Origin of the sequence: Chryseolinea sp. T2, assembly GCF_037203685.1 — a bacterium.
Lineage (GTDB): Bacteria > Bacteroidota > Bacteroidia > Cytophagales > Cyclobacteriaceae > Chryseolinea.
Map to the genome: position 1 here is coordinate 38,533 of NZ_JBBCAU010000010.1, position 16,324 is coordinate 54,856.

The window sequence follows — 16,324 nt, forward strand, 5'->3', positions numbered from 1 at the left end:
GGTGCATTGACAGTAACTACGCAGGGTTACCAACATTTTTTCCTGCGGATACAGAACCGATATGATTGGTTAGTGCGGTTGATGAAACATTCAGCTTTTCGCTGGGCACTCATGTCGGATTTGGTTTTTCAAACGTCGTTAGTGCATGCGTACATCTTTACACGGTTATCTTCAATTACTTGCCATCGTCCTATTATTGGTCGTATCGCAGGACGCGTTGGCGCAGGTTGGATGTGGTGGTTGGGTTGGTCCAACTCCAACAGGAGGTGCGATCAGTGTGGACAATGGAAAGTTATGCTTGAACAAGCCGGCCAACATCAATACTGTTGGTGATCCTGCTATCATCAGTATTACGGCAGCGAACGTCGCCGACGGAAACAACCCAAGTAACTTTGCTGTGGAGATAGATTGGGATGACGGATCGCCGCGTCAGGTCGTTGCGTTTGGTAACGCAACCATTCCCGTGACTAACAACGGGCCTCACAGTTATAAGATTGATGAAGTAAAGCACATATTTCTTCCACGGGCTTGTGGAGTGCGCCCCGGAGCAGAATGTTCCTATCGTCCTCGGGTATTTCTTCGCATTGCCGGTGTCACCTGTCCGGCGCAGTTTGGTACATCACCAGACTTTTTCCGTTTCAACACGGATGATCAGTGTTCGGGTGACATGGTATTGACGGAACAGAATTCAGGTGCTAATGTTTTTGAAGTTTGTGAAGGGGTTGCAACCACGGTTCGATTTACCGACCGGACCAGGTTGAATTGTTTACCGCCTCAGGAACTAACGGCACTTAACTCACCACAGCGCTGGAGAAACTTCACTTATGGAGTTGTAAACACAATCACCGGTACTGTGCTTGTGAATGTTACTCCAATAGGGGCACCTTTAACGATTCCCGCTGCACCGCTGGCATCACCACAACCGTTGGCTACCTCGGCGCCGCCGTTTGGTGTCAATAACACGGAACAGATTACCATTCCGGCGACGGCAAAAGCAGGGGAGGAATTTCATATTCGAATGAACTACTGGAACCAGTGTAATCCTTATCCCGCAGATCCTGCCGTTCATGAAGTTGGTATTATCAGAGTTGTTGCACAACCTGCACCACCAACTCCGACGAATCAGGACATCTGTAACGGAGCGAGTTATAATCCGTTCCGCATCACTGTTCCGGGCGGTGGCAACGATCGGGTATTTTGGTTCAGAGACAATTCAAATTCACCGGGTACCGCGTTGCCGAACCCTGGAGGAAACAATAACAGCACAAGTTATCCAGCAGCATCAGTACCCGGTTTCAGCAACACAACAGCCGGTGTTTATCGCGTTTGGGCGAGCTATCTCCGACAGGTCAATGTTGCGGGGCTTAAGTGCGAAAGTGTGGTCATACCTATTACCATCACTGTTCGTGGTGCTGTGCCAGTAGCCGGTCCGATATCGGGTGACAATGCGGTTTGTAACGGAGAGAACGGAATTGCATACAGCGTGCCAAATCCTGCCAATACGCTTACGCCTGGGGGGCCAACTGAATTTGTGTGGGACGTAGTGAATAATTCCAACACCGTTGTCACCGATGTTACGCTTACCCCTACCGTTGGTTCAGGCGCCACGGCGCAGAACATTACGGCCGCCTATAATGTTGCCAATGGAACGTTCGGTGGTGGAGGGACAGTTATTAGAAAGATCCGTGTTCGGAGGAAGTTTGTGAATTCACCGTTCTGCGAATCCACTATTGCTGAGTTCCCTGTCACAGTATCACGCGCTACCGCGATTGGCACAATGTCGGGTGGCGGCACATTTTGCGAGGGCGCGAATCTCGGCAACATCAGCTGGAATAGTCCCGGCTATGGTAACATCGTATTGTGGCAGCGGGCAACAGCGGCAGGTGGACCGTGGTCGACTATTGGCTCTTTCGGCACCAGCAACCCGGTGTCTCCGAATTCACTCGCTCTGACAGCCGGTACTTACTTTATCCGAGCTCAGGTAAAGAATGGTGAATGTCCTCCGGCATTTACCAACGCTGTGCAGTACATTATCAATCCGAACCCAGCGGTAGCGGATGCGGGATCTAATGCTGCGATTTGTGTACCAGCGGCCAATCCGTTGACTTACACGTTAGCTGGTAACAACATCGCGGTCGCTACGCGCGACTGGGATCTGATCTCCGGACCCACTGGCGGCACAGCGGCATTTGCTAACCAGACTTTATATAATACTACGGTTACCGTAAACAAGCCTGGTAACTATAGATTTCGTTGGCTCTTAGACAATGGGTCCTGTCAAAGTGAAGATGAAGTGGAAATCCAGTTCGGTCGTGACCCGGCTATTCCCGCACCTACGTCGAATTCATTCTGCGGGACCACAGGAACACTGAACGCAACGGCGCCGGTAGGCGGGGAAATCATTCTCTGGGATTTAGTTTCCGGCCCCGGTACAGCTACGATTGTAACTCCGGATCAGATTCCCAGCAATGTCACGGTGAGTACAGTCGGCGCTTACACATTCAGTCTTACTTACAGTAGCGGTTCGTGCACACCTCAAACAAGGAACGTAATCATCAATTTTTATCAGCCGGCAACCTCCGCCCCTGAGATTGATAAGACCGTGTGCGTTGATGTAACGAACCTGCCAGCTTCGGCATTTGCCGTCACTGGTACGGTAGGAGGGGGAGCTCTGAGTGGACAGTGGACTACCAGTGGTACAGGTACATTTGCCAGCTCTGGAACCAGCACCGGAAGTGTCATTTCCAGTCTTACCGTGGCCGACACTTACACACCGTCGGCGGCCGATCACACTGCAGGTGCAGTCACATTTCAACTCGTGGCGGTTCATCCTAACGCTCCCACCTGCGCGAATGTTAGCAATCCACTTGTCGTTACAGTCGATAAGAAACCGGCCAATGCGTATGCAGGGGCGGACAATGATGTATGCGGAACAACGGCTACGCTGAATGCAACGGCGCCCACCCTTTTAGGTATTGGAACGTGGTCGGTTGTTACACCGGCGACCCTGGGTATCAATGATCCTGCAGACAGAAATACCGGCGTGACTAATCTGGACTTTGGAACGAACGAATTCATGTGGACGGTGAACAGCGCATTGGGGGTGTGCGCCGCGACTACGGACATTGTGGCTATCAATCGTATTAACGCGCCGACGGCAAACAACGTAACGCCTACTGCGCTTTGCGAGACCGTGGCCAACTCATCGACGGCCTCAGCGCAGGATCTTACTGCATATAACACAGCCATCACGGGTGGTTCAGGGAATCCGGTGCTGTGGTACCGTAACGCCGCGCGTACTGTGGCCGTCCCTACGCCATCGTCGGAGGATATTTCAGACGGCGAAATCTTCTACGTTCGTGTGAATACTACCGGAACACCTGTTTGTTCATCCGATGCTATCGTAACTTTCACGGTCACTTCAAGGCCTTTCGTTGCCAACCTCAATCCCGCGGTCTGCGAAACAGTTGCAGGCACGGGTATTGTCGATGATCGAAACCTTACTATTTACAACGGTGATGTTTCGTTGCTTCAGCCGAACAGAACCATTACCTGGTTTACGGATGCGGCTGTTACTGTTCCTGTTCCTGATGCTACGAACGTGGATGGTGTTACCGATGGAGAAATATTCTATGCAAAGGTGGAAAACACTTCACTCGGTTGCTACAACGTGGCAATGGTAACGTTCAGTATCAATCCAATTCCTGCGGACAACCCTATCCTCGGTCCATCACTCGTGTGCCACGATCCAGCGACGGTAATGTTCTACACCGTGCAAAGCTATCATCCGGGTTATAGCTATAAATGGACTATTTCCAGTGGCGTAACGGTCACTACAGGATCGACGACAGATTTCTTTGTGCTACTCCAGTTTCCCAGCGCCGATCCTCTTGGGTATGACATCTCGGTGGTTGAGACATCGCCTGAAGGTTGCCCCGGTGCAGTGCAGTCTCTGCACATCACTGTCGAAGACAAGCCAACCGCGAGTATTACTGGACCAAGCGAGGTGTGCGCTTTCCAGACGGACGTTATCTTTTCTGTTCCAGTAGTTTCCGGCACATATTCCTACGCGTGGTCCGTACCCGCAGGAGCGTCAATAATTCTGGGCCAAGGCACTAATGTGATTCATGTTAACTTTGGAAGCACGCCAGGTGACGTTGCGGTTATTCCTGTTACTTCCGGAGGATGTTCCGGTATTCCTGCCACTCACCCTGTGGACGTCAATGGGTTGCCTGTGCTGGCGGCTCAAGACAGGGAGGTTTGTAGTCAGTCGCTGTCAGAGATCTCTCTCACCACTTCGTCAGGACCTACTGCGGTGAGTTATATTTATAAAGCTTACCAGCCGGATCCCAACCTGATTGTCATGAATGCGGCGCCGACACCGCCTCTCGGTTTTACGCTGCCATTCACGCCGGACAATTACTTATACAATGATCAATACCGTAACCAGACGCCCACGCCGTTAAATGTTCAGTACGTTGTATCAGGTGTCAGCGCAGACGGGTGTGAAGGACCTAACAATATTATCACCGTCGTCGTTAAACCTCTTCCTCAACTGGATCTACTCAGCAAGAGTATTTGTAGCGGAGAGCAAACAGGGATAACGTTAACTTCTGCGTTGAATACTTTCCCCGCGGACCGTTTCATTATCTCAAGCATCAGCGTCCCTGCCGATGTCACGCCGCTGGTTCCTGGTAACATTCCTACACCAGGGTCTACTCAATACCTTGCGGATGTGATCAGCGACGATGCCTGGATAAACTCAGGTGCGTCTAACCAGACCGTTGTGTATACGGTAAACCCGTACAGCACCTTATTAACATGCCAGGGTGCACCGACACAAGTAAATGTCCAGGTTTATCCAAGAACAATTGTTGATCCCGTTTCCGTTGCGCCGCTTTGTAATGGTACTCCACTTAATGTGACGTTCAATTCTACCAATAACCCTGGTGGCTCTTTCCACTGGCGAGTTGTTTCTTATGATAATTGGATCACGGTGGGTAGTCCCGCATCAGGTACAGGCAACATTACTAACCTGGGTATAATCAATAATCTGTCCACGGCCGACGGCACCGTTACATTTGAAGTTTACGGAAAGAACGTATCTACGGAAGAATCGGCTGCCGGTTGCTCCAATCCAATCCAGACGTTTACTGTAACTGTAAATCGCAAGACGCAGGCGACCGATCAATTGCTCTCAGCATGTTCGGATACCCCTGGTGGTACCAACTACACGGCTAATCTTACAACACTTGAGTCTGCCATCAACTCAGGTGCCGGTACACCAGATGTTCAGATCAAATGGTATGCATCAGATCCTACCTGTAGCTGCGTGCCAGTCATCCCCGTGGGTAGCCTCAACGCCTATGTGATGACCGACAACACCCCTGTGTTTGCAGAAGTAATTTATGTGCCTACAGGCTGCCGTGCGGTGGCAAAAGTTGAATACGATATTAATCCTAACGTTTCGTTCTCGACTACGCTCAGTGATTTTACGGGCTTCAACCTGAACTGTACTGGCGACAAGTCAGGGCAGGTGCGCGTCGACGTATTGAATGGTTCACCGGTATACTCTTACCGTCTGACAAGCGATCCATTGAACCCTGGTCCATGGATTAACGCAGGTCCTAATGTGTACACGTTCAGCTCACTTGATGCGGGTAACTATACCGTTGACGTTAAGGACGCGAAAGGTTGTACAGCAACTTCTCCGGTGCTTCTTGTAGAACCTCCGGTGATGTCGGCAACGCTTGCCGAAGTAGATCCGATCTCCTGCTTCCTGAGACAGGATGGTTCACTCAGCACCAATGTTACCGGTGGTACCGGAACGTATACTCAATATCTGTTGCTCCAGACCAACGGCGTGGATGCCGATAACGACGGTATCTTCACCGGACTTGGTGCAGCAACTTATAACGTGCGTATCACCGACAGCAACGGTTGTAAAGTGGACTCTTCACCGTTACTTCTTGATCAGCCTGCTGCCGTTGAAATCAATAACGTGAGCGTGCTTACGGATGCCAATGGTTTTAACCTCAGCTGCCGCGATGCAGTTGACGGTGAAGTAGCGATGGCTGTTTCCGGTGGAAACGTGCCGAACAATTATACGATCACGATGACCAAGTCATCGGATCCCGGTAACCCGATCATTGCCAACACACTGCTGCACAACTATACCTTTACCGGTCTTGGTGCCGGCAACTATGCGATCTCTGCTGTGGATGCAAAAGGATGTCCTGCGCTTCCTGCAGTGGCGATCATCGTCAATCCTCCTCCGTTCAGCCCTGGCTTCATCGGTATCAATCAGGCGGTCTGCGATGGTGATGATGCTGCACCGATCAATCAGCTGGTGCCAGCCTTCGGTGGCGTGGGTAACTATCGTTATCAGTGGCAATTGTCACTCACCGGCTCTATGAACGACGCTGAGTGGATAGACATACCGTTGGCGACTTCGACAACATACGATCCTGGCGTACTTGCGCAGACTACTTACTTCAGACGTCTTGCCAGCAGTATATCGGCAAGGACGAACACAGCCTGTGAGATACTTGGAAAAGACAACATCGTACAGGTTACTGTGAACCCTCTGCCAGTGGTGTCATTCAATGCACCGTCGGAAGTTTGTCAGGGTGATTCATTCACGCTGCTGCTGGGCATGACCGGCGGCGCGGCACCTATTGAGTACGACTACTCGTCGGGATCGACTACGTTCCTGAACATGATTGGCACTGAGAATACGATGATACCGGTCAGCAACTTCCAGGCAGCCCAGGACTACACGTTGCTGCGTGTGAAAGACCTCAACGGATGTTTGGCGGCGAACGTGCCTCAGATGTTGCATGTTGATGTAATCAAGACAAATTCAGACTTTACTGTTCTTGCGCCGGCGGAACAATGCTCGGGAGGAACGTTCTCGTTCCAGTGGCAGGTTGAAGCTGGTGTGAAGTATACCTGGATATGGTCTGACGGTAGTCAGGATGTTATCGTAGATGGTGAAAGACCAGTTGGTAACAACACCATCACGCACGTATTCACCTCTGGAAATACGCAAACATCTACTCCTTATCCTGTGAGACTGCAGGCAGAGAACGCACTTTGTTCTCCTAAGTTCACCACGAAGAACATCACGATATTGCCAAGTGTACGCCTCAACATTATCCCTGGCGATACGATCCTCTGTAGCGGTGAATCAATTCGCTTCATCGATCAATCAGAAGGTGTAGACAATGGAAGATGGTACTATCGTCCGGTGGGCAGCGGAGAAGAACGCGATGTTCGCTCTGGTCCATTGTCCGAGATCAGCTATCAGATGTTCAACACGACGACTACGAACCCTATCTTCTACGAGGTAGTGTATGAAGCATCGAACACAGAAGGATGCGGTGATACATACTCTCAGGAGCTGAAAGTCTATCGCGGAATAACGGCCGGTATACTGAATACACCGGATCCTCCAAATGCATTCATCGGTGGTATCTCGACAGTAACTTTCACGAACAACTCGGCTCCTCTTGATGATGCTGCGTTCGAATACACGTGGGACTTCGACGATGCCAAAGCGACGCCTCCGACAGGATCTGGCATCAACCCGATCACGGTGGACTACTTCAGGGCGGGCACGAAGAGCGTGAAGCTTACAGCAGTAAACATTCTTTCACGTAACGAAAACAATACCTGTGCAAGCACGATGATCAAGCCGATCACGATCATGCTTCCGACAGTTGGTGCGGCCTTCAAGGCAACTCCTCTGGCATCGTGTTTCCCAGTGAACATCACGATTACGAACCTGTCGCCAGGGGCAGACACCTTTGAGTGGGAACTGTACGACCAGTCTGGACTTGTTGGTACGTCTAACCTGCGCGAACCGGAATTCAGAATCCTAACGCCTGGGGTATACGACATCTACCTGACCGCCAGCTATTATGCTACTGGCCAGACAGCCACTGCTGTACAGAAGGGTATTGAAGTAATGGATGTTCCGACCGCACTCTTCGAGATGCGTCCGAACCCGCTCTACGTACCAGATACCGAGCTCCAGACCTTTAACAAGTCGGCGCGTGCTACCGAGTATCATTGGGACTTCGATGACGGAGCCACCTCCGACGAGTTTGAACCACGTCACTACTATAAACTTGAAGGCAAGTACAACGTAGTGCTCGTAGCCGGAAAAGACTATGGCATGCGCGACATCGACGGCGATGGTGTTCTCGACAAGAGGATCGTCTGCTATGACACAGTTCGTAATGAATTAGTCGCTCTCGATGGTGGATTTGTGAAACTGCCGAATGCGTTCACGCCGAGTGCGAATGGTTCGACAGGCGGCATTGCAGGCAACGGAACGTTTAACGACGTGTTCCTGCCAATCGCACGAGGAGTGGAAGAATTCGAGATGCAGATCTTCGACCGCTGGGGTAACATGCTGTTCGAAAGCAAGGACAGAAACATGGGTTGGGATGGCTATGACAAAAATCATAAAGCAATGCCTGCCGGTGTATATGTCTATAAGTTGATCATGCGACTCTCGAACGGGCAGCGAACGACAAAGATTGGCGACGTCACTCTAATCAGATAGCAAGGACAGTTGGGAACACAAACTTTTTGAACGATGAAGAAATTTTTACCGCTTTGTGTACTGTTGCTGACCGCTGTGGTTTCGCATGTTCGTGCGCAGGATCCGCAGTTCTCACAGTACTACCAGGCGCCACTCTATCTTAATCCGGGCTTCACCGGCATCACGCCGCAGCAACGGATCGTACTTAACCATCGCGTGCAATGGCCCAATCTGCCACAGGCATTTTCGACGTACGCGGCTTCATACGATATCTTCGTCAACGAACTGCGCAGTGGTTTCGGCTTCCTGTTCACCACTGACAAGATGGGTTCCGCAGGATGGCGCACGACAACGGCCAGCCTACTGTATTCTTATAAGGTGAAGCTCTCTGAAAACCTCGTCTTTTCTCCTGGTCTGTCATTTGGTTATGGATCAAACGGCCTCGACCGTTCCAAGCTTGTGATGGGAGATGGTCTTGAGTACGATGGAATTTCCCTCGATCCTGATCTTAACAAACTGGGTCGTCAGAATTACTTTGATTTTGGTTCGGGCTTTCTCCTGTACAGCAAAAGTCTATGGCTTGGCGCATCGTTCACACACATGAACCAGCCTAACCTTTCTGTACTGAACGATGTAAGCCGCCTTCAGATGAAGACTGCTATTCACGGTGGTATTCGTATGAGCCTTGCCGGCGGCAAACTGACTTCGCGTTCACGTGCCACTTACCTGACGCCTTCCTTTATATATAGAATGCAGGGTAAGACGTTCCAACAGCTCGACCTCGGCGTAAACTATCACATCGATCCTGTGTCTATTGGTATTTGGTACCGTGGTAAACCTTTTCAACAAACAGTTATCAGCAGTATTCAGCAAGACGCCCTTATTCTGTTTCTTGGCTTGTATTTCAAACAGTTAACAATAGGTTACAGCTACGACTTTACGATCTCGAATCTCCAAACCGCATCTGGCGGGGCACACGAAATCTCAATCGTGTGGGAGTTCAATACGAAGTCGACGCAGAAAGACGTAAAGAAGAAGTATAAGCTCATTCCGTGTCCGACGTTCAATAGTAAGGAGGGCTTCTGGAATTAATTGATAATTGACAATTGATAATTGATAATTATGGAGGGGCCGGATGGCCCCTTTTTCTTTGTGAAAGTCAATGTCTGACTGGAGGTCTTTCTACAGGGCCTCATAATCGACAATTGCTAGTTGCTAATTGATATTATTGATAACGGATAATTTTGGAGGGGCTGAATGGCCCCTTTTTTTCGTTGTGAAGTAAAAGCCTGAAAGGAGGCCCGACAGGGGCCCAATAATTATCAATTATCAATTGTCAATTATCAATTATTTTTGCGCACTATGACTCTGGCGCAGGCGGTGGATCTCCCCATTTTTAGAAAGATTGGCCAGGTGGCTGATCAGCTCAATCTTGAAACCTATATAGTAGGAGGGTACACGCGCGACCTAATATTAAAGAGGCCGTCGAAAGACGCTGACTTTGTGTGTGTGGGCAGTGGCATCACGCTGGCGCAAGGTGTGGCCCGGGCGCTGGACAATGCGCACGTAACTGTTTTCAAAAGCTTCGGTACGGCGCAGGTGAAGTTTGGTGACTTCGACCTCGAGTTTGTAGGAGCGCGGAAGGAGTCTTACCGGTCCGATTCCCGTAAGCCTATTGTGGAAGACGGAACGCTTGACGATGACCAGAAGCGACGGGATTTCACTATCAACGCTATGGCTATTTGCCTGAACGCTTCGCGTTTTGGGGAGTTGATAGATCCATTTAACGGACAGGAAGACATTAAACGAAAGATCATCCGCACACCGCTTGATCCTGCCATCACGTTCTCCGATGACCCTCTGCGCATGATGCGCGCCATTCGTTTTGCGTCACAACTCAATTATGATATAGAGGCCGATACCTTCCAGGCAATCGTTTCGCAAGCTTCAAGGCTCAAGATCGTATCGCAGGAACGGATCACTGATGAGCTGAACAAGATCATTCTCAGTCCGGTGCCCTCATATGGTTTCAAGCTGATGTTTCACAGCGGCCTGCTTCAGCAGTTCTTTCCGGAACTGGTGGCACTGCATGGGGTTGAGTATGTTGGCAACCGCGCCCATAAGGACAATTTCTTTCATACGCTTCAGGTGCTCGACAATGTCGCGGTTGTTTCCTCTGATCTTTGGTTACGGTGGGCAGCCATTCTCCACGACATCGCGAAGCCTGCAACGAAACGATACGACAAAGTACACGGATGGACTTTCCATGGTCACGAAGACCGCGGCGGTCGCATGGTACCGGGTATCTTCAAGAGACTAAAGTTGCCTCTCAATGATCGTATGGAATTTGTTCAGAAGCTCGTGCGCCTGCACCTTCGTCCAATTCCTTTATCTAAAGGAGAGGTGACTGACTCAGCAATACGACGCCTGTTGTTTGATGCAGGTGACGACATCGACGCGCTGATGGCATTGTGCCGCGCAGATGTGACTTCGAAAAACCTGGAGAAGGTGGGGCGTATTCTGAAGAACTTCGACCTGGTTGAACAAAAGATTGCCGAGGTTGAAGCTAAAGATCATATCAGGAATTTTCAACCACCCGTTACCGGCGATGAGATTATGCAGATGTATGGCCTGAGCCCGGGTCGAATTATCGGAGATCTGAAAGAACAAATTAAGGAGGCGATAATGGAGGGAGAGATAGGGAACGATCGACAGGAAGCGTTAACACTTCTCGCGAGGATCGCGGCAGATAAGGGGCTTGTCATTCCTCCTTTTTCGGGGGTATAGAATTCGCACTACCGGGACAATTCGGGTTTCGGGGCATTTCAACGTCAATGCAAACGATGAAGCGGCTCAATTGATCAATTGAATCGATTGCGGTAACGATTTCGTTTAAAAAAAACTACTTTTTTCGCTGGTTAGATTGGGAATTCTCCATACTTTAAAATTGGATTTCAAACGTGTGATTAACCCTTACTACGGGTTGGAATCCACTGAACAATTAACCCAAACCAAAATTTATGACGAAACTCTATCTGTCCTTATGCAGGTATGCAGTTTTGCTAATGGTAGTCGCTGCCAACATTGCGTACGGCCAGAGCAAAACTGTGACAGGGAAGGTGACTTCCGGAGAAGACGGGACTCCTATTCCAGGTGTGAACATTATTGAGAAAGGTACCAACAACGGTACAGTGACTGATGTTGATGGCCAGTATACTATTGCTGTTGCGTCGACGTCCACGCTTGTGTATTCCTTTGTTGGATTTACTTCCAGCGAAGTAACTGTTGGAAATCAAAGTAAGATTGATGTCGCCATGAAAGCTGACGTCACGTCTTTGGCAGAGGTTGTCGTTGTAGGTTACGGCACTCAGGAGAAGAAAGAACTTACGAGTGCTGTTACCAGCGTAAAGCCGGAAGATTTCAACAAGGGTACAGTTAACGATCCTGCTCAGCTCCTTCAAGGTAAAGTTGCCGGTCTTAATATTGCTAAAGCCGGAAACGACCCGAACGGAGGATACAACATCCGCCTTAGAGGTATAGCGAGCTTCGGCGCGAATACAGAGCCGCTTATTGTAATCGACGGTGTTATTGGTGGAAACCTGAACACGGTCGATCCGAATGACATTGCCTCCATTGATGTATTGAAAGATGGTTCTGCTGCGGCAATCTATGGATCCCGGGGTGGTAGCGGTGTGATCCTGATCACCACAAAGAGTGGTAAGGCTGGTAAAACTGTTGTTGAATACAATGGATCGGTGGCGTTGGAGACAATTGCAAACACGATCGATGTAATGAGTGCTGATGAGTATCGCGCGCTCCCTGGAGCAAAGGATTTCGGAAGCAATACCGACTGGATGAAGGAGGTTACGGATAACGGATACTATCAGGTACACAATCTGGCTGTGTCCGGCGGTGCGGCTGGTACATCGTACCGCGCTGCTGTCAACTATCGCGATGCTAATGGTATTGCGATTAATTCCGGATTTCAGCAAATCAACGGACGCTTTAATGTTACACAGAAGGCGTTGCGTGATCGTGCTACGTTCACTTTCAACCTCTCGACTACACGCAAAAAGGCTGAGTACGGTTTTCTTGAATCGCTGCGTTATGCGATTATCTCGAATCCAACCATGCCGGTATATGACAACCAACGTTCGACCGACAGCGAAACCGGAGGCGGTGAGTTTGGCGGCTATGCTGAACGTGGTATTTTTGACTATTTCAACCCAGTGGGTATAGCTGAGCTGAATAAGAGCGATGGTGTTGATACAAGGTTATTGGGAAGCATCAGGGGCGAGTACGATTTTTCGGATATTCTCCCTGGGTTCAGAGCGTCGGTTTTCTATTCATCACAGAGTGACTCTGAAGTTCGTGGACAATATTTCGGTAAAACCTCCAAATGGGGTGGTTACAACAGAAACGGTTTGGCTAACAGACTTATCAAAGAAGCTTACGCTCAATTGTTTGAAACCACGCTGAACTACGATAAAAATATCGGTACCATGGACATGGCCCTTCTGGGTGGCTATTCGTATCAGTATTTTGTTAATGATGGTTTTGGTATGCAGGGCGGAAATTTCCTGACAGATGCCTTTACTTATAATAACATGGGGACTGCGCAGGATTTCGACAATGGCCTAGGCGATATTGTTAGCTATAAGAATTCCAATAAACTCGTTGCGTTCTTCGGTCGGGCAAACCTTAACTTTTCCGATAACTATTTTGTGTCGGTGTCGGCGCGATACGAAGGCTCGTCAAGATTTGGCGCAAACAACAAGTGGGGTTTATTTCCTGCCGCCAGCGCTGGTGTGACTTTGAGCAACCTTATAGAAATTCCGGCGGTTAACTCTTTAAAGATCAGAGGAAGCTACGGTGTTACAGGTAATCAGCCAAGAGACTCTTATCAATCATTGCAGCGCTTCGGTCAGCGCGGCAGCTTCTTTTACAATGGAAAGTATGTGCCCAGTTATGGCCCGGTTAGTAATGCTAACCCTGACTTGAAGTGGGAAACGAAAACGGAGTACGATTTCGGAGCTGACTTTTCAATGTTCGACAATAAGCTGACTGGTACAGCGGACTATTACTTCCGTAATACAAATGACCTGCTGTTGACAGTAAACGTTCCTGTCCCTCCGAACTTATATAATCAGACGCTTGTCAATATTGGTGAATTGAAGAACAGTGGTTTCGAGTTTGCCGTAAACTATGCCGCCATCAGCAAGCCCACATTCACGTGGACAACGGGAGCAAACTTTGCGACCATGAAGACCCGCGTGGAAAGCTTATCAGAAGGCAAGCTTTCTGTGGGTGAAGGAGGTATTCTATACAGAGCCAACATGGGATCTCCCGGACAGAACGACACACGACTGGTTAGGGTTAAAGAAGGAACCACACTGGGTCAGCTTTGGGGACCTGTTCAGAGCAGTGTTGCTTCCGATGGAAATCTTGTTTTTGAAGATCTCGATGGAGACGGCAAGTACTGTAATTGTGACGACGACAAAACCGTCATTGGTAATGGACTTCCGAAATTGACTGTTGGATGGACAAACAGCTTTACATTCGGTCACTTTGATGCGAACATTTTCATCAGAGGTTCGTTTGGCCATGATTTGTTGAATAGCTATCGTGGCTTCTATGAAAATACTGAGCCTACGACCGTTATTAACTACAACGTTGTTAATACCAAATATTTTGACCCTTCTGTCAAGAAGGCAATAGTTAACAGTGTTCACGTTGAAAAGGGCGATTTTGTAAAACTTGACAACATGTCAATTGGCTACAACTTCCCGATGACAGGAAAAGCTGTTAGCAAGTTAAGGTTGTATGTGGCAGGTCAGAACCTTTTTACGATCACGAATTACACTGGTGTTGACCCGGAAGTCAGATATGTGGATACCAATGACACCAATCCGAATGGATTCTTTCCGCCGGATCCTGACCCACTTTCTCCTGGTATAGAACGAAGAAGTACGTATTTCACAACGAGAACGTATACGTTTGGCCTTAACCTGACCTTCTGACCCAAAAAGACAACGACATGAAAAGAGTAAATATGAGACGAAATGTATGGGTAGCGTTGGGCATCATGGTCTGTACGTTTTCCTGTACTAACCTTGACGAAGAGCTTTACAGTGATGTAACAGCGGACAACTTTTTCAAGACCGATGAGGAATTCATCGCTGCACTCGGCCAGGCCTATTCTTCTTTTGGAGGTATAGGCAATCACTCAGGACTTTGGTCTATTAATGAGCTTGCGTCTGACGAATTAGTAGTCTGTACGAAAGGCGGTGACTGGTATGACGGTGGTGTGCTGTTACAGCTTCATAAACATGAATTTGCGATTGATAACGGTTTCTTTAACAATGCCTGGACGTTTCTGTACGGCGGTATTAATACTTGTAACCGTTTGATTTATCAGTTCGAAGCTTTAGATACCGACGAAGCTGATGCCTTTATCGCAGAACTTCGGGCTGTCAGGGCACTGTGGTATTATTGGGCTGTAGATGCATTCGGTAATATTCCGCTCGTAGTGGATTTTACGGATGTAACACCGCCTGCAACCAAGGGCAGGGCGGAAGTTTATGCGTTCATCGAAAAGGAGTTAACGGAAGTCATTCCTCTTCTTCCCACGGCAAAAAGTGCAGCTACGTATGGCAGAATGACCAAATGGGTTGCGCTAGCCATTCGTTCGAAACTGTATTTGAATGCAGGAGTGTTCACAGGAACTCCACAGTGGCAAAAAGCAGTTGACGACGCTACTGAAATCATCGATAAGGGTGGCTATAGTCTTGAACTGAGTTACAAGGCGAATTTTACGGCCAAGAATTCTGGATCGAAGGAGAATATCTTTGTATATCCATATGATCAGGTTTTCGCGCAGGGTTTCAACTGGATTGCGATGACGCTGTCAGTGGCCAGTCAGCCAACGTACAATCTGACATTCCAGCCATGGAATGGTTACCAGACGGTGGAAGAGTTTTATAATTCTTACATTGATCCTACTCAAAACCCAGGACCTCAGGGACCTGTTTGGAAAGGTCTGACAAAGGATGCGAACAAGGATGGAGTATCAGACGATATCGGCACAGTAGATGATCGTTTATCAAACTTCATTGTTGGTCCACAATATAATCCTGATGGAACGCGTACCCTGGACGGTGGTTTCGAGCCTAATGATTTCGATGGTGCTCCCGTTACGTTTACACCTCAGCTCAATGAAATATATCCACAAGGATTACGTCAGGCTGGGGCACGTATTGGTAAGTATGAATTCGAGTCTGGCGCTACAAGCAACATGAATAATGATTTTGTAATCTTCAGACTTGCCGATATCATTCTTACAAAGGCCGAAGGATTGCATCGTTTGGGACAGCCTGGCGCTTTGGAACTGGTGAATTTGCTTCGTGCACGGGCAGGGGTTGATCCTTACCCGGCGCTTACAACTGATCTGCTATACGCGGAGCGTGGTAGAGAAATGTTTGGTGAAATGACTCGCAGACAGGATCAGATCCGGTTCGGCAAATGGCAGCAGGCATGGTGGTCTAAAGAGGTTAAGGATGCTCATTATCAGTTATTCCCTATTCCTAAACAGCAAATTGATGCTAACAAGGAATTGAAACAGAATCCTGGATATCCAGGTGCCACTGGTGGATAAAAGAGTCATTAATTAGATCGTAACAATAAGCAGGTGGCTATTAGTCATCTGCTTATTTTTTCTTACCTCATTGATGTTTTGGAATTTGTATTTTTGTTCAGAAGTTTTTGTGCTGGTTT

At 48.8% G+C, this 16,324-nt stretch carries 5 protein-coding genes; all 5 read left to right on the top strand.

The genetic code is table 11. The features are described from left to right. Positions 1 to 145: 145 nt before the first annotated feature. The 5 genes from WBG78_RS26645 to WBG78_RS26665 all read left to right on the top strand — a co-directional run bounded on the left by WBG78_RS26645 (position 146) and on the right by WBG78_RS26665 (position 16,205). A complete protein-coding gene (locus tag WBG78_RS26645) occupies positions 146 to 8,572 on the top strand; it encodes a PKD domain-containing protein (RefSeq protein ID WP_337329569.1) in 8,427 nt (2,808 codons plus the stop codon). Between the two features lie 33 nt (positions 8,573 to 8,605). After that, positions 8,606 to 9,643: a PorP/SprF family type IX secretion system membrane protein gene (locus tag WBG78_RS26650; protein ID WP_337329570.1), complete on the top strand. Its 1,038-nt coding sequence runs from the start codon at positions 8,606 to 8,608 to the stop codon at positions 9,641 to 9,643. A gap of 270 nt (positions 9,644 to 9,913) precedes the next feature. Continuing rightward, a complete protein-coding gene (locus WBG78_RS26655; protein ID WP_337329571.1) occupies positions 9,914 to 11,338 on the top strand; it encodes a CCA tRNA nucleotidyltransferase in 1,425 nt (474 codons plus the stop codon). 233 nt (positions 11,339 to 11,571) lie between these two features. Then, positions 11,572 to 14,571 (top strand): SusC/RagA family TonB-linked outer membrane protein, encoded by a 3,000-nt coding sequence (locus WBG78_RS26660; RefSeq protein ID WP_337329572.1) that lies wholly within the window; start codon positions 11,572 to 11,574, stop codon positions 14,569 to 14,571. A gap of 17 nt (positions 14,572 to 14,588) precedes the next feature. Then, positions 14,589 to 16,205 carry a RagB/SusD family nutrient uptake outer membrane protein gene (locus WBG78_RS26665; RefSeq protein WP_337329573.1) on the top strand — a complete coding sequence of 539 codons (1,617 nt, stop codon included), beginning with the start codon at positions 14,589 to 14,591 and terminating at the stop codon, positions 16,203 to 16,205. The last annotated feature ends 119 nt before the right edge of the window (positions 16,206 to 16,324 follow it).

Bases quoted from the DNA above. Each gene is read 5' to 3' on its own strand.
- WBG78_RS26650 (WP_337329570.1), top strand. From the start codon at position 8,606: ATGAAGAAATTTTTACCGCTTTGTGTACTGTTGCTGACCGCTGTGGTT.
- WBG78_RS26645 (WP_337329569.1), top strand. From the start codon at position 146: ATGCGTACATCTTTACACGGTTATCTTCAATTACTTGCCATCGTCCTA.
- WBG78_RS26660 (WP_337329572.1), top strand. From the start codon at position 11,572: ATGACGAAACTCTATCTGTCCTTATGCAGGTATGCAGTTTTGCTAATG.
- WBG78_RS26655 (WP_337329571.1), top strand. From the start codon at position 9,914: ATGACTCTGGCGCAGGCGGTGGATCTCCCCATTTTTAGAAAGATTGGC.
- WBG78_RS26665 (WP_337329573.1), top strand. From the start codon at position 14,589: ATGAAAAGAGTAAATATGAGACGAAATGTATGGGTAGCGTTGGGCATC.